Source organism: Terrabacter sp. Soil810, from assembly GCF_001429645.1.
Lineage (GTDB): Bacteria > Actinomycetota > Actinomycetes > Actinomycetales > Dermatophilaceae > Terrabacter.
The window spans coordinates 621,367-641,930 of record NZ_LMSW01000001.1 but is presented as its reverse complement, the minus strand read 5'-3'; the positions used below and the strand labels follow the sequence as shown (position 1 = coordinate 641,930).

The following is a 20,564-nucleotide window of genomic DNA, read 5'->3' as shown; positions in this document are numbered from 1 at the left end:
TCATCAGGACATCACCCAAAGAGCACCGAGGATGGCGACGACACCAGCGAGCATCGTCAGGGCATAGGAGCGCGCGAAGCCGTTCTGCAGCTTGCGCAGTCGGGAGCTCGTCCCGCCGACGAGGGCGGCGAGGCCACCGGCCGCACCGTCCACGCCCTTGCTGTCGGCGAAGACGAGCGAGCGCGTGAGGTGGATGCCGGGTCGCATGAGGAGGGCCTCGTTGACCTGGTCCTGGTAGAGGTCCTTGCGCGCGGCCTGCGTGAGCAGGGAACCGGCAGGCGCCGTGACCGGCACGTCGTCTCGCCAGTAGCGCAGCCACGCGAGGGCGGCGCCAGCGGCGACGAGGACGAGGGTCAGGGCCATGAGGACCGGCACGGGGATGACCGGGTGGGCACCCTCGGGCTCGGCGCCGGTGACCGGCTCGAGCCACGTGGTGAACATGCCCGTCGGGCCGAGGATGAGACCGAGGAAGGCCGAGCCCACCGCGAGGACGATCATCGGGACGGTCATCAGCCTGCCCGACTCGTGCGGGTGCACGTCGTCGGTCCAGCGCTTCTTGCCGTGGAAGGTCATGAAGAACAGACGCGACATGTAGAAGGCCGTGATGCCGGCGCCGATGAGGGCGGCCATGCCGAAGACCCATGGGCGCCAGCCCTCGCCGATGAAGGCGGCCTCGATGATCTTGTCCTTGGACCAGAAGCCCGAGAACGGCGGCACCCCGAGGATGGCGAGCCAGCCGACGGCGAACGTCGCCCACGTGATCTTCATGGCACCGGACAGGCCGCCGAAGCGGCGCATGTCGACCTGGTCGTTCATGCCGTGCATGACCGAGCCGGCCCCGAGGAACATGCCGGCCTTGAAGAAGCCGTGCATGAGCAGGTGGAAGATCGCGAAGGCGTAGCCGACCGGGCCGAGGCCCGCGGCGAGCATCATGTAGCCGATCTGGCTCATCGTCGAGGCCGCGAGGGCCTTCTTGATGTCGTCCTTCGCGCACCCGACGATCGCGCCGAAGAGCAGCGTGATGGCGCCGACGATGACGACGACGAGCTGCGCCGTGGGCGCCGCCTCGAAGATCGGCGCCGAGCGCACGACGAGGTAGACGCCGGCCGTGACCATGGTCGCGGCGTGGATCAGCGCCGACACCGGGGTCGGGCCGGCCATGGCGTCACCGAGCCAGCTCTGGAGCGGGAACTGCGCCGACTTGCCGCAGGCACCGAGCAGGAGCATCAGGCCGATGGCCGTCATGAAGCCCTCGTTGGCGTTGCTGCCGGCCTCACCGAGCACCGTCGCGAAGTCGACGGCGCCGAAGTGGAAGAACATCACCATGATCGCGATGGACAGACCGAAGTCACCGACACGGTTGGCGACGAACGCCTTGTTGGCCGCGGTCGCGTAGGCCGGGTTGTAGTTCCAGAAGCCGATGAGCAGGTAGCTCGCGAGGCCCACGCCCTCCCAGCCGACGTAGAGCAGCAGGTAGGAGTTGGCGAGGACGAGCAGGAGCATCGCCGCGACGAAGAGGTTGAGGTAGGCGAAGAAGCGCCGCCGGTCGGGGTCGTGCTCCATGTACCCGATGGAGTACACGTGGATGAGCGAGCCGACGAAGGTGATGAGCAGCACGAAGACCATGGACAGCTGGTCGACGAGCAGCCCCGCACTCACCTTGAACGACCCGGCAGCGATCCAGTCGAACAGGTCGATGCCGACCGCGCGGTCCTCGGCGCCACGGCCGAGCATCGCGAGGAAGACGAGTGCGCCGACGACGAAGGCACCCCACGAGAGGGCGGTCGCGAGCACGGGCCCGAACTTGTCGGTGCGGCGGCCGCCGAGGAGGAGCACGGCGGCACCGAGCAGCGGCAGCGCGACGAGCAGCCACGCGTATGCCGTCACCCCGGTCGCGGCGTGCGCCTCACCTTCGTGCGTGGCGAGGCCCGCGGCATACGTGCTCAGCGTGCTCGACGAGCTCGTGAGCGTCTGGACGAGAGTTCCCATTCTGGCCGGCGCTCCTTACAGCTTCAGCAGGTTGGCGTCGTCGACCGAGGCCGAGCGGCGGGCGCGGAAGATCGCCATGATGATGGCGAGTCCCACGACGACCTCCGCGGCTGCGACGACCATGACGAACAGGGCCATGACCTGCCCGTCGAGGGCGCCGTGCATCCGGGAGAAGGTGACGAGGGAGAGGTTCGTCGCGTTGAGCATGAGCTCGACGCCCATGAAGACGATGATCGCGTTGCGGCGCACCAGCACGGCTGCCGCGCCGATGGCGAAGAGCAGTACCGAGAGGTAGACGTAGTGCATCGGGCTCACTTGGACCGACCCTCCTCGATCTCGCGCTCCATGTGGCGCTCGACGTCCTTGAGGCCCTCGGCGGTCGCGACCTGGTCACGGGCCACGAGGACCCGCGAGACGGACAGGGCGCTCGGCGTGCCGTCGGGCAGCAGCGCCGGGGTGTCGACCGCGTTGTGGCGGGCGTAGACACCCGGCGCGGGCAGGCCCGCGACGTTCTTGTTGTCGCGGACGCGCTTGGCGGCCCACTCGGCCTGCGTGATGCGGGGCGTGAGTCGCTCGCGGTGCGCGAGCACCATGGCGCCGAGGGCGGCCGTGATGAGCAGCGCGGAGGTGACCTCGAAGATCCAGACGTACTGGCCGAAGATCAGCTCGGCGATGCCGGTCACGTTGCCCGTGTCGGTGTTGGTCGAGACGACCTTGTCCATGCCGGCCTGCACGCTCTGCTCGTCCAGGACGACCTGGCCGAGCGAGAAGATCAGGATGCCGGCGAGGCCGATGACGAGCAGCAGCGAGGTCCAACGCTGACCCTTGATCGTCTCGACCATCGAGTCGGAGGAGTCGACGCCGACGAGCATGAGGACGAAGAGGAAGAGCATCATCACGGCGCCGGTGTAGACGAAGATCTGCACGATCCCGAGGAAGTCGGCCTTCTGCATGATGTAGAAGACGCCGAGGATGCACATGACGAGGGCCATGCCGAGCGCGGCATGGACGGCCTTCCTCGCGAAGAGCAGCCCCAGTGCGGCGAGGACCGCGATCGGGGCGAGCACCCAGAAGCCGACGGCTTCGGCGGTGGAGGTCACGGGTTGGCCCCTTCCCTGGTCTCGGGCGCGGTCGGGTGGGTGGAGTGCACGAGGTCGTGGACCCCGGGCACCGAGGCCCCGACGTTGCCGGGCCCGCCGGCGAAGTCGTCCTCGTCGTCGTCGACCGCGTCACGGGCGTCGACGTAGGCACGCTGCGCGTCGGTCGGCTCGCTGACCTTGCCCTGGTAGTAGTCGCGCTCCTCGAGCCCGTCGGACATCGGGAAGGGCGTCTGGAGCATGCCGCCCTGGAGCGGCGCGAGGAGCTGGTCCTTGGTGAAGATCAGCTTGCCGCGGTCGTTGTCGGCGAGCTCGTAGAAGTTCGTCATCGTCAGGGCGCGCGTCGGGCACGCCTCGATGCACAGGCCGCAGAAGATGCAGCGCAGGTAGTTGATCTGATAGACGCGGCCGTAGCGCTCACCGGGGCTGAAGCGGCCCTTGCCACCCTGGTCGAGCGGGGTGTCGTCGTTGTCGGCACCCTCGACGAGGATCGCGTCGGCCGGGCAGGCCCAGGCGCACAGCTCGCAGCCGATGCACTTCTCGAGGCCGTCCGGGTAGCGGTTGAGCTGGTGGCGACCGTGGAAGCGCGGCGCCGTGGGGCGCGGCTTCTCGGGGTACTCCTCGGTCGCGACCTTGCGGAACATCGTGGAGAACGACACCCCGAAACCGGCCACGGGCGCGAAGAGCTCGGACAGGAAGCCCTTCTCGCGCTGGTCCTCGCCGGATCGCTGGTCGCGTGGCGCGCCGACCTCCGAGCCCGTGGTGCTGCTGGGGCTCTGGGGCGACACGTCCTTGCCGACGGTGTCGTCAGCCATGGTCCTCCTCCTTGACGGCGGTCGAGGTGCTCGGGCTGCTCGAGGCGCCGGCGGTCGTGAGCACGGGCTCGCGCGACGCGGCCAGGCGCGGGGTCGGCTCGGTCAGGCGCTGGCCGGGCAGCGGCGGGACGGGGTAGCCGTCCTGGAAGGGGTCGATCTCCTCGGGCGGGGTCTCGTCCTCCGCGGCGGCGCGGGCGGCGCGCTTGTCGTCCCAGATCCACGCCGCGGCGAGCGCGATGACGGCGACGACGCTGACGATGACGACGGTCGCGACCGAGAGCTCCCGGCCGGCGAAGGTCAGCTTGCTGTCACCGAGGAAGCCGAGCTGCGCACCGCGGATGAACGCCACGGCGACGACCCAGGCCAGGGTGATCGGGATGAGGAACTTCCAGCCGAAGCGCATGAACTGGTCGTAGCGGACGCGCGGCAGCGAGCCACGCAGCCAGACGAACACGAACATGAAGAGCCACAGCTTGACGGTGAACCACAGCAGGCCCCACCAGCCGCCGCCGAACATGTTGTCGTTGATCGCCGAGATCAACGGCGGGGCCTGCCAGCCACCGAGGAAGAGCGTGGTGGCGAGGGCGGCGACCGTGAACATGTTGACGTACTCGCCGAGGAAGAACATCGCGAAGCGCATCGAGGAGTACTCGGTGTGGAAGCCACCGGTGAGCTCGCCCTCGCCCTCGGCGAGGTCGAAGGGCAGACGGTTGGTCTCGCCGACCATGGTGATGACGTAGACGGCGAAGCTGAAGAACGCGGGGAGGATGTACCAGAGCGAGCTCTGCGCCGAGACGATCGCCGAGGTCGACATCGACCCGCTGTAGAGGAAGATCGCGACGAGCGAGAGGCCCATGGCGATCTCGTAGCTGATGACCTGGGCGGTCGAGCGCAGGCCACCGAGCAGCGGGTAGGTCGAGCCCGAGCTCCACCCGGCGAGGATGATGCCGTAGACGCCCACCGACGCGACGGCGAGCACGAGCAGGACGGCGACGGGCACGTCGGTGACCTGCAGCGGCGTCACGTGGCCGAACATCGACACGGTGCCGCCGACCGGGATGATCGCGAACGACACGAAGGCCATCGTCGCGGCGAGGAGCGGCGCGAGCGTGTAGATGAGCTTCTCGGCGTTGGCCGGCGTGATGTCTTCCTTGAGCATCGACTTCATGCCGTCGGCGAGGGTCTGGAGCAGACCGAAGGGGCCGTTGCGGTTCGGGCCCGGGCGCTGCTGCATGCGGCCGATGACGCGGCGCTCGAACCAGATGACGAGCAGCGTCGAGACGAGCAGGTAGACGAAGATGCCGACGGCCTTGATCAGCGCCAGCCACCATGGGGTGTCGCTGAAGTCGGCCGTGGGGTTCTCGTTCATGGGCAGCGCAGCTGCCACCCCGTATGCGGTCAGGCCGAGGCTCATGCCGCACCACCCTTCGTGACGTGGACGCGGCCGCCGGCGTCGGTGCCGAGGCCCGAGCGGATCGAGCAGTCCTTGGCGTTGGTCGGGACCCAGACGACGCCGTCGACCATGCCCTCGGTGACGACCGCGGGCAGCGTGACGCTGCCGGCCGGGGCGGAGACCGTGACGTGGTCACCCTCGCCGAGTCCGAGCCCGGCAGCCGAGGCCGCGGACAGCCGGGCCACGGCGAGCGGCGCGGTGCCGGCGAGGAACGGCTCGCCGTCCTGCATCCGGCCGGCGTCGAGGAGCGTGGCCCAGCTCGACAGGACGAAGTCGCCGCTGCCGTGGGGCGCCGCGGCGACGCGCTGGCCGTCGGGGGCGCTCGTGGCACGGGCGCCGCCCCACGGGCCGAGGGCCTCGAACTGGGCGTGGATCTCGCGCTGGGTGCGGGTCTCGAGGAAGACGCCCATCTCGCTGGCGAGCATGTCGAGGGCGCGGTGGTCGCTGACCGCGTTGCTCTCGAGGGCCTCCTCGAAGGCGCGGACGCGGCCCTCCCAGTTGACGTAGGTGCCGGTCTTCTCGGACTGCGGGGCGACGGGCAGCACGACGTCGGCGACGGCGGTGACCGGCGACTCGCGCAGCTCGAGCGAGACGACGAACGCCCTCTCGAGGGCTGCGTCGGCAGCCGGGTCGCCGAGGTCGGACGGGTCGACGCCACCGACGAGCAGGGCCTCGACCTCGCCGGCAGCGGCAGCCGCGATGATGCCGGCCGTGTCGCGGGCCGGGGTGGCCGGGACCTGGTCGACGTCCCAGACCCGGGCGACCTCGGCGCGGGCCGAGGCGTCGGAGACCGGGCGCCCACCGGGCAGGAGCGCACCGAGCGCACCGGCCTCGAGGGCTCCGCGCTCCCCCGCACGACGCGGCACCCACGCGAGGCGGGCGCCGGTGGCGGCGGCGAGGTCGGCCGCGGCACGCAGGGCACCGGGCGAGGTGGCGAGGCGCTCGCCGACGAGCACGACGCCGCCGGCACCCAGGGCCTCGCGGGCCCTCGCACCGAGCTCGGTCGAGCCGAGGTCGGACAGCGCCGCGGCCTCGTGGCCGGGGACGGTGGGCAGCAGCGTGCCACCCACCTTGGTCAGGCCGCGCGTCGGGTGGGACGCGACGGCATACACCTGCGTCTGGTGCTTGCGGAACGCCTTGCGCAGGCGCAGGAAGACGATCGGGCTCTCGTCCTCGGGCTCGAAGCCCACGAGCAGGACGGCCTTCGCGGCCTCGAGGTCGGCATACGTGACGGCGCCGCCATCGGGTCCCGTGGCGGCGACGTGCTCGGCGAGGAAGGCGACCTCCTCGGCCGAGTGCGGTCGCGCACGGAAGTCGACGTCGTTGGTGCCGAGCACGACGCGGGCGAACTTGCCGTAGGCGTACGCGTCCTCGGCGGACACGCGGCCACCGACGAGCACGCCGGCCTTCTTGCCGGCGAGGCCGGCTGCCGCTGCGGCGAGGGCCTCGGGCCAGCCGACGACCTGGAGCACGCCGTCGGCGTCACGCACCATCGGCAGCTCGACACGGTCGGGCAGCGTGGCGTAGGTGAACGCCCAGCGGCCCTTGTCGCAGTTCCACTCCTCGTTGACGGCCTGGTCCTCGGCCGCCATCCGGCGCAGCACGACCCCGCGGCGGTGGTCGGTGCGGGTCGCGCACCCGCTCGCGCAGTGCTCGCAGACCGACGGGGTCGACACGAGGTCGAACGGACGGCTGCGGAAGCGGTAGGCAGCACCGGTGAGCGCGCCGACCGGGCAGATCTGAACGGTGTTGCCCGAGAAGTAGCTCTCGAAGGGCTTGTCCTCGTAGATGCCGATCTGCTGGAGCGCACCCCGCTCGACGAGCGCGATGAACGGGTCGCCGGCGACCTGGTCGGAGAAGCGGGTGCAGCGGGCGCAGAGCACGCAGCGCTCCCGGTCGAGCAGGACCTGCGAGGAGATGTTGATCGGCTTGGGGTAGGTGCGCTTGACGTCCTCGAAGCGCGACACCGGACGGCCGGCGCTCATCGCCTGGTTCTGCAGGGGGCACTCGCCGCCCTTGTCGCAGACCGGGCAGTCGAGCGGGTGGTTGATGAGGAGCAGCTCCATGACGCCCTGCTGTGCCTTGTCGGCGACCTTGGACGTGGCCTGCGTGTTGACGACCATGCCCTCGGACACCGTCATCGTGCACGAGGCCTGCGGCTTCGGCATGGGGCGGACATTGCCCTCGCGGTCGGGCATGGCGACGTCGACGAGGCACTGGCGGCACGCCCCGACGGGGTCGAGCAGCGGGTGGTCGCAGAAGCGCGGGATCTCGACCCCGATGGTCTCGGCGGCGCGGATGACGAGCGTGCCCTTGGGGACGCTGACGGGCACGCCGTCGATCGTGAGGCTGACGTGGTCTGGCGCCGCGGGCGCCTTCGTCTCCGTCGTGGCGGTCATGCGGACACCATCCCGCTGGACTCCTTGGTCTGGACGTCGAAGAGGACCGACTTCTCGGGCGGGAAGAGCTCGTGGGCCGGCGTGTGCATGCCGGCCTCGAACTCCTCGCGGAAGTACTGCACGGCCGAGGTGATCGGGCTTGTGGCCGCGTCACCGAGGGCGCAGAAGCTGCGGCCGAGGATGTTGTCACAGATGTCGACGAGCTTGTCGATGTCGTCCTGCGTGCCCTGGCCCGCCTCGATGCGGTTCATGATCTGGCGTAGCCACCACGTGCCCTCACGGCACGGCGTGCACTTGCCGCAGGACTCGTGGGCGTAGAAGTCGGTCCAGCGCGCGACGGCGCGCACGACCGAGACGGTCTCGTCGAAGACCTGCAGGGCGCGCGTGCCGAGCATCGAGCCGGCCGCGGCGACCGAGTCGAAGTCGAGGGGCACGTCGAGGTGCTGGTCGGTGAAGATGGGCGTCGAGGAGCCACCCGGCGTCCAGAACTTCAGCTTCTTGCCGCCGCGCATGCCGCCGGCGAGGTCGATGAGCTCGCGCATCGTGATGCCGAGCGGGGCCTCGAACTGGCCGGGGTTGGCGACGTGGCCCGAGAGGCTGAAGATGCCGAAGCCCGTGGACTTCTCGGTGCCCATGCCCTTGAACCAGTCGGAACCCTCGAGGATGATCCCGGGCACCGAGGCGATGGACTCGACGTTGTTGACCGACGTCGGGCGGGCGTAGAGGCCCGCGGCGCCGGGGAACGGCGGCTTGAGCCGCGGCTGGCCGCGACGGCCCTCGAGCGAGTCGAGCAGCGCCGTCTCCTCACCGCAGATGTACGCGCCGGCGCCGGCGTGCACGGTGATGTCGACGGTGACGCCCTTGCCCCCGACGTTGTCGCCGAGGTAGCCCGCGGCACGGGCCTCCTCGACCGCGCGGAGCAGGCGGCGGTAGACGTGGACGACCTCACCGCGGAGGTAGATGAACGCGTGCTCGCAGCCGATGGCGTACGAGGAGATGGCCACCCCCTCGATGAGCGCGTGCGGGTTGGCCATCATGAGCGGCACGTCCTTGCACGTGCCCGGCTCGGACTCGTCGGCGTTGACGACGAGGTAGCGCGGGCCGCCGTCGGGCGGCGCCATGAACGACCACTTCATGCCGGTCGGGAAGCCGGCGCCACCACGGCCGCGGATGCTGGAGTCCTTGACGGCGTCGATGATCGCCTGCGGCTCCATGTCGAGGGCCTTCGTGAGGGCCTTGTAGCCGTCGTGGCGCTCGTAGGTCGCGAGGGTCCAGGACTGCGGGTCGTCCCAGAACTTCGTGAGGATCGGGGTCAGGGTGTCGGTCACTGCGATCCGTCCTTCCCGTCGGCCAGCGACGTGTGCGAGGCGTCGGCGCGCTGGGCGCCGTTGCTGCCGGGGGCGACCCAGCCGCGGTCGTTGGCGATCTTCAGACCGAGCAGGGACGCCGGGCCGGCGCCCACGCCCTCGTCGGCGCGGCCGTCCTCGAAGCCCGCGAGCACTCGCGAGACCTCCTTGAACGTGCAGACCTTGGCGGCGCCGCGCGTCGGCGCGACGTCCTTGCCGGCGCGGAGGTCCTCGACGAGGCCGATCGTGCTCTCCGGCGTCTGGTTGTCGAAGAACTCCCAGTTGGCCATGACGACCGGCGCGTAGTCGCACGCGGCGTTGCACTCGACGCGCTCGAGGGTGATCCTGCCGTCCTCGGTCGTCTCGTCGTGGCCGATGCCGAGGTGCTCGGAGAGCCGGTCGAAGATGAGGTCGCCGCCCATGACCGCGCACAGCGTGTTGGTGCAGACGCCGACGGTGTAGTCACCGTTGGGGTGGCGCTTGTACTGCGTGTAGAAGGTGGCGACACCGCTGACCTCGGCCTCGGTGAGGTCGAGCACCTCGGCGCAGAAGCTGACGCCGCGACCCGCGACGTAGCCGTCGACCGACTGCACGAGGTGCAGCAGCGGCAGCAGCGCCGAGCGCTTCTGCGGGTAGCGCGAGATGACCTCGGCGGCGTCGACGTGGAGCCGCTCGAGGACGTCGGCGGCATACGGCGCCTTGGACTCGGGGCTGACGTGCAGGTGGCCTGAAGCGTCGTGACCGCTCAACGGTCCACACCTCCCATGACGGGGTCGATCGAGGCCACGGCGACGATGACGTCGGCGATCTGGCTGCCTTCGCACATCGCGGCCACGGCCTGCAGGTTGTTGAAGCTCGGGTCGCGGAAGTGCGCGCGGTAGGGGCGCGTGCCGCCGTCGGAGACGATGTGGCAGCCGAGCTCGCCCTTCGGCGACTCGATGGCGACGTACGCCTGGCCCGCCGGGACCCGGAAGCCCTCGGTGACGAGCTTGAAGTGGTGGATCAGGGACTCCATCGAGGTGCCCATGATCTCGCGGATGTGGTCGAGGCTGTTGCCGAGACCGTCGCTGCCGAGCGCGAGCTGCGCCGGCCACGCGATCTTCTTGTCGGCCACCATGACCGGGCCCTCGTCGGCCTGGAGGCGGTCGGTCGCCTGCTCGATGATCTTCAGCGACTCGTACATCTCGTCGATGCGGATCCGCAGGCGGCCGTAGGCGTCCATGCTCGTGCGGGTCTTGACCTCGAAGTCGTAGGTCTCGTAGCCGCAGTACGGGTCGAGCTTGCGCAGGTCATGAGGCAGGCCCGTCGAGCGGAGCACCGGGCCGGTGATCCCGAGCGCCATGCAGCCGGCGAGGTTGAGCACGCCGACGTCGACGGTGCGGCCCTTGAGGATGGGGTTCTCGTTGAGCAGCGCCTCGAGCTCGCCGAGACCGCGGCGGACCTCGGGGATCATCTCTCGCAGGGCGTCGATGCAGCCGGGCGGGAGGTCCTGCGCGACACCGCCGGGGCGGATGTAGGCGTTGTTCATCCGCAGGCCGGTCACCATCTCGATGACGCGGAGCAGCCGCTCGCGCTCACGGAAGGAGACCGTCATGACGGTGGTCGCGCCCATCTCCATGCCACCCGTGCCGAGGCAGATGAGGTGGCTGCTGATGCGCGTCATCTCCATCATGAGGACGCGGATGACGCTGGCCCGCTCGGGGATCTGGTCGGTGATGCCGAGCAGCTTCTCGATGGCGAGGCAGTAGGCGGCCTCCTGGAACATGGGCGTGAGGTAGTCCATGCGCGTGCAGAACGTGACGCCCTGCACCCAGGTGCGGTACTCCATGTTCTTCTCGATGCCGGTGTGGAGGTAGCCGATGCCCGCGCGAGCCTCGGTCACCGTCTCGCCGTCGATCTCGAGGATGAGGCGGAGCACGCCGTGGGTCGACGGGTGCTGCGGCCCCATGTTGACGACGATGCGCTCCTCGCCGAGCGAGGTGGCCTCGTCGACGAGGTCGTTCCAGTCGCCGCCGGCGGCGTTGAAGACGTGGGCGCCCTCACTGGCCTGCTCGTCGGCCACGGACGTGGCGTAGACGTCGTTGGCGCCGGGCTCCGGCACCTCTGTCTGCGTGAACTCGGTGTGCGTGCTCATCAGTTGTACGACCTCCGCTGGTCCGGCGGCGGGATGGTGGCGCCCTTGTACTCGACGGGGATGCCGCCGAGGGGGTAGTCCTTCCGCTGCGGGTGGCCCGGCCAGTCGTCGGGCATGAGGATTCGGGTGAGGGCCGGGTGGCCGTCGAACTCGATGCCGAACATGTCCCACGTCTCGCGCTCGTGCCAGTCGTTGGCCGGGTAGACGGAGACGATCGACGGGATGTGGCGGTCGTCGTCGGGGCACGAGACCTCGATGCGGACCCGCCTGCCGCCGTGGGTGATCGACAGGAAGTGGTAGACGGCGTGGAGCTCCTCGCCGGTGCGGTTCGGGTAGTGCACGCCCGAGACGCCGGTGACGATCTCGAAGCGCAGCGACGCGTCGTCCCGCAGCACGCGGGCGACGGCGAGCAGGTGCTCGCGGCGGATGTGGATCGTCATCTCGCCCCGGTCGACGACGACGCGGTCGACGGCCTCGGCGTAGGAGGCCGTGCCGCCGACGAGGCCGCGCTCGAGGTTGTCGGCGATCTCGTCGAAGTAGCCGCCGTAGGGGCGCTCGGAGGCGCCTGCGACGAGGATCGGGCGCACGAGGCCGGAGTAGCCGGTCGTGTCGGCACCCTGGGTCGCCCCGAACATGCCGTGGCGGACGCCGACGACCTCGGGCTCGGCCGGGCCGCCCGGCCGAGCGAGCTCGACCTCTCCGGGGGTCAGGCCCGAGGCCTGGTCCTTCGTCGTGTCGGCGTTCACGGAGCTCGCGTCGTGCTTCTTCTCGCCGTCGCTCATGCGAGGAGACCCTTCATCTGGTGCGTCGGGGTGGCGGAGAGCGCTGCGGCCTCGGCGGCCTGGGCCGCCTTCTCGCGGTTGACGCCGAGCGGCGAGGTCTCGATCTGGTGGTGCAGCTCGATGATCGCGTTGAGCAGCATCTGCGGGCGCGGCGGGCAGCCGGGCAGGTAGATGTCGACGGGGATGATGTGGTCGACGCCCTGGACGATCGCGTAGTTGTTGAACATGCCGCCCGAGCTCGCGCAGACACCCATCGAGATGACCCACTTGGGGTTGGGCATCTGGTCGTAGACCTGTCGCACGACGGGGGCCATCTTCTGGCTGACGCGTCCGGCCACGATCATGAGGTCGGCCTGGCGCGGGGTCGCCGAGAAGCGCTCCATGCCGAACCGGGCGATGTCGTAGTCGGGCGTGCCCACGGCCATCATCTCGATGGCGCAGCACGCGAGGCCGAAGGTGGCCGGCCAGATCGAGGCCTTGCGCATGTAGCCGGCGAGACCCTCGACGGTCGAGAGCAGGAACCCGGCTGGGAGCTTCTCTTCGAGACCCATTGCTTACTCCTTAACCTTTCCTGACGAACCCGGTGGACGCGTGCCCGCTGCTGCGGGTGCTCCTCGGCGTCAGTCCCACTCGAGGCCGCCGCGACGCCAGACGTAGGCGTACGCGACGAACACCGTGGCGATGAACAGGACCATCTCGACCAGCGCGAAGAGGCCGAGCTTGTTGAAGGCCACTGCGAACGGGTAGAGGAAGACGGACTCGATGTCGAAGATGATGAAGAGCATCGCCGTCAGGTAGTACTTGATCGGCACGCGGCCACCACCGGCCGCATGCGGCGACGGCTGGATGCCGCACTCGTACGCCTCGAGCTTGGCGCGGTTGTAGCGCTTGGGCCCGACGACGAGCGAGGTGAAGACCGACAGCGCGGCGAACGCGAAGCCGAGCCCCAGCATGAACAGGATCGGGACGTAGGAGTTCATCCGAGGTCACGTGCCTTTCGGTCGTGCTTGACGTGCAAAGCATGGGCTGCAGGGGCGCAGGTGCGCGGCGCACCCATCCTAGGGGCGTCGGCATCGATTGTGCTCGGCGTCACAATGGCGCCGACAGGCGGGTGGCTCATGCGCTCGGAGCCAGTCGCGAGAGGGTGGTGATGAGGCGGTCGCTCGCGCCCTTGCTCGTGGGGTCGGCGAGGTTGGCCATGATCTTGAGCAGGAGCGGCATGAGCTTCGTGCGGGGCAGGCCGTACTTCGTCGCGAGCCGCATGACCTCGGGGTTGCCGATGGCGTGGGCGAACCAGCGACCGAGCGTGAAGTAGCCGCCGAGCTCGTCCTTCATGACCTTGGGGTAGGCCGCGAGCACCCTCTCGCGCGCAGCGTCGCTCGGGCGCGCCATCGCCTGGGCGACGAGCTCGGCGCCGAGACGCGCGGCCTCGAGGGCGTAGTCGATGCCCTCGCCGTTGAAGGGGTTGACCATGCCGCCGGAGTCGCCGACGAGGAGCAGGCCGTCGGCGTAGAGGGGCGTGCGGTTGAAGCCCATCGGCAGCGCGGCGCCGCGGATCGGCCCGGCCGCCACGTCGTGCTCGAGCTCCCACTCCGGGAAGATGTCCTCGACCCAGCGACGCATGACGTCCTTGTAGTCGGTCTTCTGGAAGGCCGACGTGGTGTCGAGGGTGCCGAGGCCGACGTTGGTGCGGCCGTCCTCGAGCGGGAAGAGCCAGCCGTAGCCCGGCATGAGGATGCGGTTGCCGTCGTCGTCGCGGCTCCACAGCTCGAGATGGCTCTCGAGGTAGTCGTCGCGCTTCGGCGTCGTGTAGTAGGCCCGGACGGCGACCCCCATGACGCGGTCCTCGCGCTTGGGCCGGCCGACCGCGGTGGCGAGGCGGCTCGAGACGCCGTCGCTCGCGACGACGACCGGTGCACGGTAGGTGACGGTCTCGCCCGTGGCGCGGCCGGCGTCGTCGAGACGCTTGGCCGTGACGCCGGTGACGCGCCCCGAGGAGTCGCGGACCGGGGTCGAGACGCTCGTGCGCTCGTGCAGGCGGGCGCCCTTGGCCTCCGCGTGGCGGGCCAGGGTCTCGTCGAGCTGGGCACGCGTGCGGACCATGCCGTAGCCCGGGAAGGCGTCGGACTCGGGCCAGTCGAGCTGGAGCGTGTGGCCGCCGCCCTTGATGCGCAGGCCCTTGGTGCGCTGCCAGCCGGTCGTGTCGACGCCGAGGGAGATGAGCTCCTTCGTCGCGCGCGGAGTCAGGCCGTCGCCGCAGATCTTGTCGCGCGGGAAGGCGGACTTCTCGAGGAGGACGACGTCGAGACCGTGGTCCGCGAGGTAGGCGGCCGTCGCGCTGCCACCCGGACCGGCACCGACGACGATGACGTCGGCCCGCTCGACGGGTGCACCGCCAGCCCCCGTGGGGCTGGGTGCGACGCTCGAACTGGTCATGTCTCCCTGCACGCTTCCGAACCGCTTGTGAAGATCTTCACGAACTAACTTCGGGAGTCTATTCCCGCGATTTCGCGCTTGTCAGATAAGGCATGCCTAACTCTCGACAAGCCAGCCGTGGGGAGAGGCTCAGCGCTTGGTGGCGTGGTGCAGCGCGACGACGCCACCCGTGAGGTTGGTCCAGCCGACCTGCTGCCAGCCGGCGGCCTCGACGACGCGGGCGAGCTCGCCCTGCGGCGGCCACGCGCGGATCGACTCGGCGAGGTAGACGTAGGAGTCGGGGTTGCTCGACGTGCGGCGCGCCACGGGCGGGAGCGCCCGCATGAGGTAGTTCGTGTACACGGTGCGGAAGACCTTGTTGACCGGCTGGCTGAACTCGCAGACGAGCAGGCGCCCGCCGGGCTTGGTGACGCGGAGGAACTCGCGCAGCGCGGTCTCGGCGTCGGCGACGTTGCGCAGCCCGAAGCTCATCGTCACGACGTCGAAGCTCTCGTCGGCGAACGGCAGGCTCATCGCGTCGGCGGCCGTGAAGGCCATGTCGGGGCGGCGGCGCCGGCCGACCCGCAGCATGCCGAGCGAGAAGTCGGCTGGGACGACCTCGATCTCCGCGTTGGCCCACGGCTCGCTCGACGTGCCGGTGCCGGCGGCGATGTCGAGGATGCGCTCGCCCGGCTTCGCGTCGACGGCCTTGACGACGGCCCGGCGCCACAGCCGGTCCTGGCCGAGCGAGAGCACGTCGTTGGTCACGTCGTACTTCTCGGCGACGGTGTCGAACATCGACGCGACGTCGACCGGCTTCTTGTCCAGGTGCGCACGGGTCATGCGCTCATCCTCGCACCCACGACAGGTGTGGGTCGGGTCGCACCGGCGACCGCGCGAACGAGCCCGCCCGGGTTCGGCCGTAGAGTTGCCACCGATGTCCACGCTTCCCGCCCCCGAAGCGCCGTCCCCCGCCGCGGGCCCGACGGTCGTCGTCCGCACGGTGCCCCTCGAGGCCGCGGACCCCCTGCTCGCCTACCTTCCCGCCGACGTCCCGCACGACGAGCTGGTGTCGTGGGTGCGCCGCGGCGAGGGCCTCGTCGGGTGGGGCTCCGCGCTGACGTTCGAGGCCCACGGCGCCGACCGCTTCCGCGAGGCCGAGGCCTGGTGGCGCGAGATCGGCCAGCACGCCGTGGTGCGCGACGAGGTCGGCCGGCCGGGCACGGGCCTCGTGTGCTTCGGCTCGTTCCCCTTCGCGTCGGACTCGGCCGAGGCGGCACGCCTCGTCGTGCCGTCGACCATCGTCGGCCGCCGCGACGGCCAGACGTGGCTCACCACCGTCTCACTCGACCCGCAGCTGACGCTCCTCGAGAAGCCTTCTGTCGCAAGCGATCCCGAGCCTCCGCGCGATGTCGCCTTTGCCGACGGTCGGGTGTCCCCCGCCGACTACGCCCATGCCGTGGCCGAGGCGGTCCAGCGCATCGGGGCGGGTGAGGTCGACAAGGTCGTCCTCGCCCGCGACCTCGTCGCGACGGCATCCGGACCCATCGACCCCCGCTGGTTGCTGCGTCGCCTCGCCGAGCGCTACGAGAACACGTGGGTCTTCTCGGTGGCCGGCCTCGTCGGCGCCACGCCGGAGCTGCTCGTGCGGCGCGACCAGGGACTCATCACCTCGCGCGTGCTCGCCGGCACGATCCGGCGCACCGGTGACGACGCCAAGGACCTCGCGCTCGCAGCCTCCCTGGCCCGCTCGTCCAAGGACCTCGAGGAGCACGAGTACGCCGTGCGCTCGGTCGCCGATGCCCTCGCCCCGCACTGCTCGTCGATGAACGTGCCCGAGGCCCCCTTCGTGCTCCACCTGCCCAACGTCATGCACCTCGCGACCGACGTCGCCGCGGTGAGCGCCGACGACGCCTCGGCCCTGACGCTCGCCGCGTCGCTGCACCCGTCGGCCGCCGTCGGCGGCACGCCGACGGCGCGCGCGGTCGAGCTGATCGGCGAGCTCGAGCACATGGACCGTGGGCGCTACGCCGGCCCGGTCGGATGGATGGACGCGAGCGGTGACGGCGCGTGGGGCATCGCCCTGCGCAGCGGCGCCTTCGACGCCGGCAACCCGTCGCAGATCACGCTGTATGCCGGGTGCGGGATCGTCGCGGGGTCCGATCCCGAGTCCGAGGTGGCCGAGTCCAACGCCAAGCTCATCCCCATGCGCGACGCGCTCGCGAGCGACTGACGGGGCGAGGGTGACCGGTCGTCGGAGTGCGCCGGACCTGGCGCTGCACGTGCTGCAACGGCTGTGGCTCGGCGGCGTGCGCGACCTCGTGCTCGCACCGGGGTCACGCTCCGCCCCCTTCGCGCTCGCCCTCGACGCGGCCGACCGGGACGGCGACCTGCGGCTGCACGTGCGCGTCGACGAGCGGTCCGCCGGCTTCCTCGCGCTCGGTCTCGCGACCGGCTCGCGGCGACCGGTCGCCGTCGTCACGACGTCGGGCACGGCCGTGGGCAACCTGCTCCCGGCGGTCATGGAGGCGCACCACACAGGGCGTCGGGTCGTCGTCGTCAGCGCCGACCGGCCCGACCGGCTGCGGGGCACGGGGGCCAACCAGACGACGCACCAGGCCGGAATCTTCGGCGTCTTCGCCCCGTGCCACGACCTGACGGACGCGACGGCTGACACCGACCTGGGCGATGCTGTGGCGCAGGCGTGCTCGCGGCGGGGGCCGACCCAGCTCAACGTCCAGCTCGACGGCGACCTGCTGCCGTCCGCCGCCGGCCCCGACACCTGGTGGCAGCGCCCCTCCGAGGACGCCGACCGCGCCACGGCGCAGTCCCAGCCGGGCACGGGGTCGCGCGAGGACGGGAACGTCGAGGCGTCGGTGTGGGTGCCGACCGACGGTGAGGTCCTGCCGCTCGGGCCACGCACCCTCGTCGTGGCCGGCGACGACGCCGGACCGGCCGCACGCCTGCTCGCCGAGGCCGCCGACTGGCCGCTCGTCGCCGAGCCCACGTCGGGGGCGCGGATCGGCCGCCAGGCCCTGCGCACGGGCCGTCTGCTGCTCGGGACCGCCCTGCGTGGCGACGTCGAGCGCGTCGTCGTCGTCGGCCACCCGACCCTGTCGCGCCCCGTCACGAGCCTGATCAGCGACCCGGGCCTCGAGGTCCTCTCCGTCCGTGGTCGCGACGGCGTGGCCACCGACCCCGGTCGGGTCGCCCGCGTGCTCGACGTCGTGCCGCGGGTCGACCGTCCCGACGACCCGGCCTGGTTCGACGCCTGGCGTGTCTCCGACGACCGCCTGAGTCGCCTCATCGATGCTGGACTCACTGCGCCAGCAGGAGATCCGTCGCGAGCGCCGGGTGACAGGGCGCTGTCGCCGCTCGCCGTCGCAGCAGTCGTGGGTGCGGCCGTGGGAGCCGACACGACGCTCGTCGTCGGCTCGTCGAACCCCGTGCGCGACCTCGACGTCATGGCGACACCATGGACGCCGCTCGAGCACCGGTTCGTGGTCGGCAACCGCGGCCTCGCCGGCATCGACGGCATGGTGTCCACGGCGGTCGGCATCGCACTCGGCCGATCGCGGGCTGCTCGCACCATCGCCTACCTCGGCGACCTGACCTTCCTCCACGACACGAACGGCCTGCTGACCGGTCGGGACGAACGACGACCGGACCTCACGTTCGTCGTCCTCAGCGACGACGGCGGCGCGATCTTCAGCACGCTCGAGCAGGGCGACCGCCGCTATGCGAGTGCCTTCGAACGCGTCTTCGCGACCCCGCACGGCACCGACCTCGGGGCGCTGTGCGCGGCGCACCACACGGCATACGAACGCGTCGACGACCTCGGCCGACTGGGAGTGGCACTGGCCGAGGAGTTCTCCGGCACCAGGGTGCTCGAGGTCCCGGTCTCGCGCGCCGACCGCCGGGCCGAGGGCGCGTGGCTGCGTGAGCTGGCCCAGCAGGCCGTGCCTCGCCCCGGGGACGGACAAGGCTGAGTCGGGAGCCACCCGGCAACTCACCGAGCAGGTCGCAACCCACCGGGATCGGATCGCGGTGCGTTGCGACCTGCTCGGTGTGTTGCGGTGGTCAGCCCGGCGCGTCGGGCACCGGCTACTGCGACGCAGCGCTCGGCTCGGAGCGCACCGCCGCAGCGACGAGCTCGGCACTGTCTCGCGCCTCCCTGCCGTCGGGCAGGTAGCGCGTGTCCTCGAGACCGATGCGCACGTCGTAGCCCGCGGCCTGGGCCCAGCGCAGAACCCGCCAGGCCCAGCGCCCCTCCCCGTGCACGAGGACCGGCACCGGCGACATGCCGAGCGCGGCAAGGATGCGCTCGGCCGCCCACGGCCCGTCGGAGCCGGGCATCACGCCGGGGATGAGCTCGACGAGGACCCGCTCGACCTGCCACGGCCAGCTGGTCCCCGCGAAACTGCTGGCCGCCAGAGGGGTCCAGAGGCCGGCCTCGACACCGGATCCGTTGTCACGCAAGGCCGCTGCGACCTCGACGGCGCCGTCCTCGTGCCAGTTGACGCTGGCGCAGTCGGGGCCGCCCAGATCGGGTGACGGCCACTCCGAGACGTGGGCGAGCTTGCGACGGGCGCTGTCGACGATGCCGTCACGCGTCGAGACGCTGACCCGCAGACCGGGCGTCGCGGCGCGGATCGCGACGACGGCGTCGACGACGTGCCGCGTGTCGAGGGTCTCGCGGCCGGACCCGTCCCGCGGGTGCACGTGCACCATGGACGCGCCGGCCGCCACCGCTTCGGAGGCGGCCCGAGCCAGCTCGTCCGGGGTCTGCGGCACCGTGCGGTGCTGGGCCCGGGTGCGGTCGCCGTTGAGGCAGGCCTTGATCACGGGGCGCCGCCGCTCTCGAGCACGGCGTGGCAGCGGACGAGCCGGTCGCGCCACCACTGCTGCCGGTCGGGTGGCGCCGCGAGGTCGGCGAGTGCCTCCGGGTCGGGCACGGCACGTCCCGTCGTCAGCAGTCCGCCCGTCGGGCGCCACGGCGTCGCCGAGACGTCACGCTCGAAGAGGCCGACCGTGCCGAGCCCGCACGCGTGGTCGAGCGACGGCAGCGCCGCGGCGAGCGCCACCCCGGCCGCAATCCCGACGCTCGTGTCGAGCGCGGACGACACGACGGCGGGGAGGCCACACGCCTCGACGACCTCGAGCGCAGCATTCACCCCGCCGAGCGGCGCGACCTTGACGACGACGACGTCTGCCGCGCCGAGTCTCGCGACACGGATCGGGTCATCGGCCTTGCGGATCGACTCGTCGGCGGCGATGAGGACGTCGATCCCGTTGTGCGCCAACGCCGTTCGCAGCTCGACGAGCTCCTCGACGCCCGCGCACGGCTGCTCGGCGTACTCGAGGTCGTATGCCGTGAGCCGCCTCAGCGCCTCCGTGGCAGTCTCGACGTCCCACCCGCCGTTGGCGTCGACCCGGATGTGCGCCGACGGACCCATGGCGGACCGGACGGCGGCGACACGGTCGACGTCGTCGTCGAGGGTCTGGCCGCGCTCGGCGACCTTGACCTTCGCCGTCGTGCACCCGTCGAAGCGGGCGAGCACCTCGGGCACGCGATCCGGGCCGATGGCCGGGACGGTCGCGTTGACGGACACGGCGTCGCGCACGGGAGCCGGCCACACGGCATACGCGGCCTCGAGCCCGGCGGCCAGCCAGCGCGCGGACTCGCTGTCGGCGTACTCGACGAACGGGCTGAACTCGCCCCAGCCCGCCGGGCCGTCGATGATGAGCGCCTCGCGCACGTCGACGCCGCGGAAGCGGACCCGCATCGGCAGGGCGACGACGCGGGCGCGGGCCACGAGCTCGTCGGCAGGGGGCAGCGTCGTCATGCCCCCATCCTCACCGACCGGTCAGCGGACGGGAAACGCCTGGTGCCGGTCCTGCGTCGGGTCGGGCTGCGACGTGGGCACGGGCTCGTCGTGCGGGAGCCCACGGTCGTGACGCCGTCGGGACGCTCCCCCGCAGGCGTACCCGTGACGGTGGCCGCGACGGCCCGCGTGGGGCAGCACCCACAGGAGGCCGAACAGCCACCAGATGCCGTGGCCCGACGAGCCGAGCGCGACGGCGACGAGCACGGCTCCGGCGATCATGACGTTGCGTGGCGAGAACACGTGGGT

At 71.1% G+C, this 20,564-nt stretch carries 19 protein-coding genes; 2 read left to right on the top strand and 17 right to left on the bottom strand.

Annotated elements, in window-relative coordinates; all coding sequences use genetic code 11:
• Positions 1 to 3: 3 nt before the first annotated feature.
• From nuoL to ASG96_RS02810, 14 genes are all read right to left on the bottom strand, one after another.
• The gene (gene nuoL / locus ASG96_RS02875) at positions 4 to 1,989 is read right to left on the bottom strand and encodes an NADH-quinone oxidoreductase subunit L (RefSeq protein ID WP_082588861.1); all 1,986 of its coding nucleotides are present in this window, start codon (positions 1,987 to 1,989) and stop codon (positions 4 to 6) included.
• Between the two features lie 15 nt (positions 1,990 to 2,004).
• The gene (nuoK, locus tag ASG96_RS02870; RefSeq protein WP_369793636.1) at positions 2,005 to 2,295 is read right to left on the bottom strand and encodes an NADH-quinone oxidoreductase subunit NuoK; all 291 of its coding nucleotides are present in this window, start codon (positions 2,293 to 2,295) and stop codon (positions 2,005 to 2,007) included.
• Positions 2,296 to 2,300: 5 nt separating this feature from the next.
• Positions 2,301 to 3,089 carry an NADH-quinone oxidoreductase subunit J gene (locus ASG96_RS02865; RefSeq protein ID WP_057586473.1) on the bottom strand — a complete coding sequence of 263 codons (789 nt, stop codon included), beginning with the start codon at positions 3,087 to 3,089 and terminating at the stop codon, positions 2,301 to 2,303.
• Positions 3,086 to 3,901 (bottom strand): NADH-quinone oxidoreductase subunit NuoI, encoded by an 816-nt coding sequence (gene nuoI, locus ASG96_RS02860; protein WP_082588862.1) that lies wholly within the window; start codon positions 3,899 to 3,901, stop codon positions 3,086 to 3,088. The genes ASG96_RS02865 and nuoI overlap by 4 nt, the downstream gene beginning before the upstream one ends.
• The gene (gene nuoH / locus ASG96_RS02855) at positions 3,894 to 5,315 is read right to left on the bottom strand and encodes an NADH-quinone oxidoreductase subunit NuoH (protein WP_056759853.1); all 1,422 of its coding nucleotides are present in this window, start codon (positions 5,313 to 5,315) and stop codon (positions 3,894 to 3,896) included. Before nuoH ends, nuoI begins: the two co-directional genes overlap by 8 nt.
• Positions 5,312 to 7,753, bottom strand: coding sequence for an NADH-quinone oxidoreductase subunit G (locus tag ASG96_RS02850; protein WP_057586471.1), 2,442 nt, complete (start codon positions 7,751 to 7,753; stop codon positions 5,312 to 5,314). The genes nuoH and ASG96_RS02850 overlap by 4 nt, the downstream gene beginning before the upstream one ends.
• On the bottom strand, positions 7,750 to 9,081 hold the full coding sequence (gene nuoF / locus ASG96_RS02845) for an NADH-quinone oxidoreductase subunit NuoF (protein ID WP_056759856.1): 1,332 nt from the start codon (positions 9,079 to 9,081) through the stop codon (positions 7,750 to 7,752). Before nuoF ends, ASG96_RS02850 begins: the two co-directional genes overlap by 4 nt.
• Entirely contained in the window at positions 9,078 to 9,848 is a 771-nt protein-coding gene (nuoE, locus tag ASG96_RS02840) for an NADH-quinone oxidoreductase subunit NuoE (RefSeq protein WP_056759857.1), read from the bottom strand. The genes nuoF and nuoE overlap by 4 nt, the downstream gene beginning before the upstream one ends.
• Positions 9,845 to 11,233 (bottom strand): NADH-quinone oxidoreductase subunit D, encoded by a 1,389-nt coding sequence (locus tag ASG96_RS02835; RefSeq protein ID WP_056759859.1) that lies wholly within the window; start codon positions 11,231 to 11,233, stop codon positions 9,845 to 9,847. The genes nuoE and ASG96_RS02835 overlap by 4 nt, the downstream gene beginning before the upstream one ends.
• Positions 11,233 to 12,015: an NADH-quinone oxidoreductase subunit C gene (locus ASG96_RS02830; protein WP_057586469.1), complete on the bottom strand. Its 783-nt coding sequence runs from the start codon at positions 12,013 to 12,015 to the stop codon at positions 11,233 to 11,235. The genes ASG96_RS02835 and ASG96_RS02830 overlap by 1 nt, the downstream gene beginning before the upstream one ends.
• Positions 12,012 to 12,566, bottom strand: a complete 555-nt coding sequence (locus tag ASG96_RS02825; protein WP_056759864.1) for an NADH-quinone oxidoreductase subunit B family protein — start codon at positions 12,564 to 12,566, stop codon at positions 12,012 to 12,014. The genes ASG96_RS02830 and ASG96_RS02825 overlap by 4 nt, the downstream gene beginning before the upstream one ends.
• A gap of 69 nt (positions 12,567 to 12,635) precedes the next feature.
• Complete coding sequence (locus ASG96_RS02820; protein WP_056759866.1) at positions 12,636 to 12,995, bottom strand: NADH-quinone oxidoreductase subunit A; 360 nt, start codon at positions 12,993 to 12,995, stop codon at positions 12,636 to 12,638.
• Positions 12,996 to 13,131: 136 nt separating this feature from the next.
• Positions 13,132 to 14,451, bottom strand: a complete 1,320-nt coding sequence (locus tag ASG96_RS02815; protein ID WP_057586467.1) for a geranylgeranyl reductase family protein — start codon at positions 14,449 to 14,451, stop codon at positions 13,132 to 13,134.
• Positions 14,452 to 14,580: 129 nt separating this feature from the next.
• Complete coding sequence (locus tag ASG96_RS02810) at positions 14,581 to 15,273, bottom strand: demethylmenaquinone methyltransferase (RefSeq protein WP_056759869.1); 693 nt, start codon at positions 15,271 to 15,273, stop codon at positions 14,581 to 14,583.
• A 94-nt stretch (positions 15,274 to 15,367) separates the two neighbouring features.
• Here ASG96_RS02810 and ASG96_RS02805 point away from each other — a divergent pair, with 94 nt between their 5' ends.
• Together ASG96_RS02805 and menD are read left to right on the top strand one after the other, a co-directional pair.
• Entirely contained in the window at positions 15,368 to 16,663 is a 1,296-nt protein-coding gene (locus ASG96_RS02805; RefSeq protein ID WP_057586465.1) for an isochorismate synthase MenF, read from the top strand.
• 10 nt (positions 16,664 to 16,673) lie between these two features.
• Positions 16,674 to 18,419, top strand: coding sequence for a 2-succinyl-5-enolpyruvyl-6-hydroxy-3-cyclohexene-1-carboxylic-acid synthase (menD, locus tag ASG96_RS02800; RefSeq protein ID WP_057586462.1), 1,746 nt, complete (start codon positions 16,674 to 16,676; stop codon positions 18,417 to 18,419).
• 115 nt (positions 18,420 to 18,534) lie between these two features.
• On the opposite strand, the gene ASG96_RS02795 is transcribed toward menD, so the two are convergent.
• The 3 genes from ASG96_RS02795 to ASG96_RS02785 are packed head-to-tail and all read right to left on the bottom strand — an operon-like array spanning position 18,535 to position 20,558.
• Entirely contained in the window at positions 18,535 to 19,275 is a 741-nt protein-coding gene (locus ASG96_RS02795; RefSeq protein WP_057586460.1) for a 3-keto-5-aminohexanoate cleavage protein, read from the bottom strand.
• Complete coding sequence (locus ASG96_RS02790; protein WP_057586458.1) at positions 19,272 to 20,276, bottom strand: o-succinylbenzoate synthase; 1,005 nt, start codon at positions 20,274 to 20,276, stop codon at positions 19,272 to 19,274. Before ASG96_RS02790 ends, ASG96_RS02795 begins: the two co-directional genes overlap by 4 nt.
• Before the next feature lie 21 nt (positions 20,277 to 20,297).
• A complete protein-coding gene (locus tag ASG96_RS02785) occupies positions 20,298 to 20,558 on the bottom strand; it encodes a hypothetical protein (RefSeq protein WP_057586456.1) in 261 nt (86 codons plus the stop codon).
• Positions 20,559 to 20,564: the final 6 nt, after the last annotated feature.

Bases quoted from the DNA above. Each gene is read 5' to 3' on its own strand.
- ASG96_RS02815 (WP_057586467.1), bottom strand. From the start codon at position 14,451: ATGACCAGTTCGAGCGTCGCACCCAGCCCCACGGGGGCTGGCGGTGCA.
- nuoI (WP_082588862.1), bottom strand. From the start codon at position 3,901: ATGGCTGACGACACCGTCGGCAAGGACGTGTCGCCCCAGAGCCCCAGC.
- ASG96_RS02790 (WP_057586458.1), bottom strand. From the start codon at position 20,276: ATGACGACGCTGCCCCCTGCCGACGAGCTCGTGGCCCGCGCCCGCGTC.
- ASG96_RS02850 (WP_057586471.1), bottom strand. From the start codon at position 7,753: ATGACCGCCACGACGGAGACGAAGGCGCCCGCGGCGCCAGACCACGTC.
- ASG96_RS02830 (WP_057586469.1), bottom strand. From the start codon at position 12,015: ATGAGCGACGGCGAGAAGAAGCACGACGCGAGCTCCGTGAACGCCGAC.
- ASG96_RS02825 (WP_056759864.1), bottom strand. From the start codon at position 12,566: ATGGGTCTCGAAGAGAAGCTCCCAGCCGGGTTCCTGCTCTCGACCGTC.
- ASG96_RS02805 (WP_057586465.1), top strand. From the start codon at position 15,368: ATGTCCACGCTTCCCGCCCCCGAAGCGCCGTCCCCCGCCGCGGGCCCG.
- nuoH (WP_056759853.1), bottom strand. From the start codon at position 5,315: ATGAGCCTCGGCCTGACCGCATACGGGGTGGCAGCTGCGCTGCCCATG.
- ASG96_RS02810 (WP_056759869.1), bottom strand. From the start codon at position 15,273: ATGACCCGTGCGCACCTGGACAAGAAGCCGGTCGACGTCGCGTCGATG.
- nuoK (WP_369793636.1), bottom strand. From the start codon at position 2,295: ATGCACTACGTCTACCTCTCGGTACTGCTCTTCGCCATCGGCGCGGCA.
- ASG96_RS02820 (WP_056759866.1), bottom strand. From the start codon at position 12,995: ATGAACTCCTACGTCCCGATCCTGTTCATGCTGGGGCTCGGCTTCGCG.
- ASG96_RS02835 (WP_056759859.1), bottom strand. From the start codon at position 11,233: ATGAGCACGCACACCGAGTTCACGCAGACAGAGGTGCCGGAGCCCGGC.
- nuoL (WP_082588861.1), bottom strand. From the start codon at position 1,989: ATGGGAACTCTCGTCCAGACGCTCACGAGCTCGTCGAGCACGCTGAGC.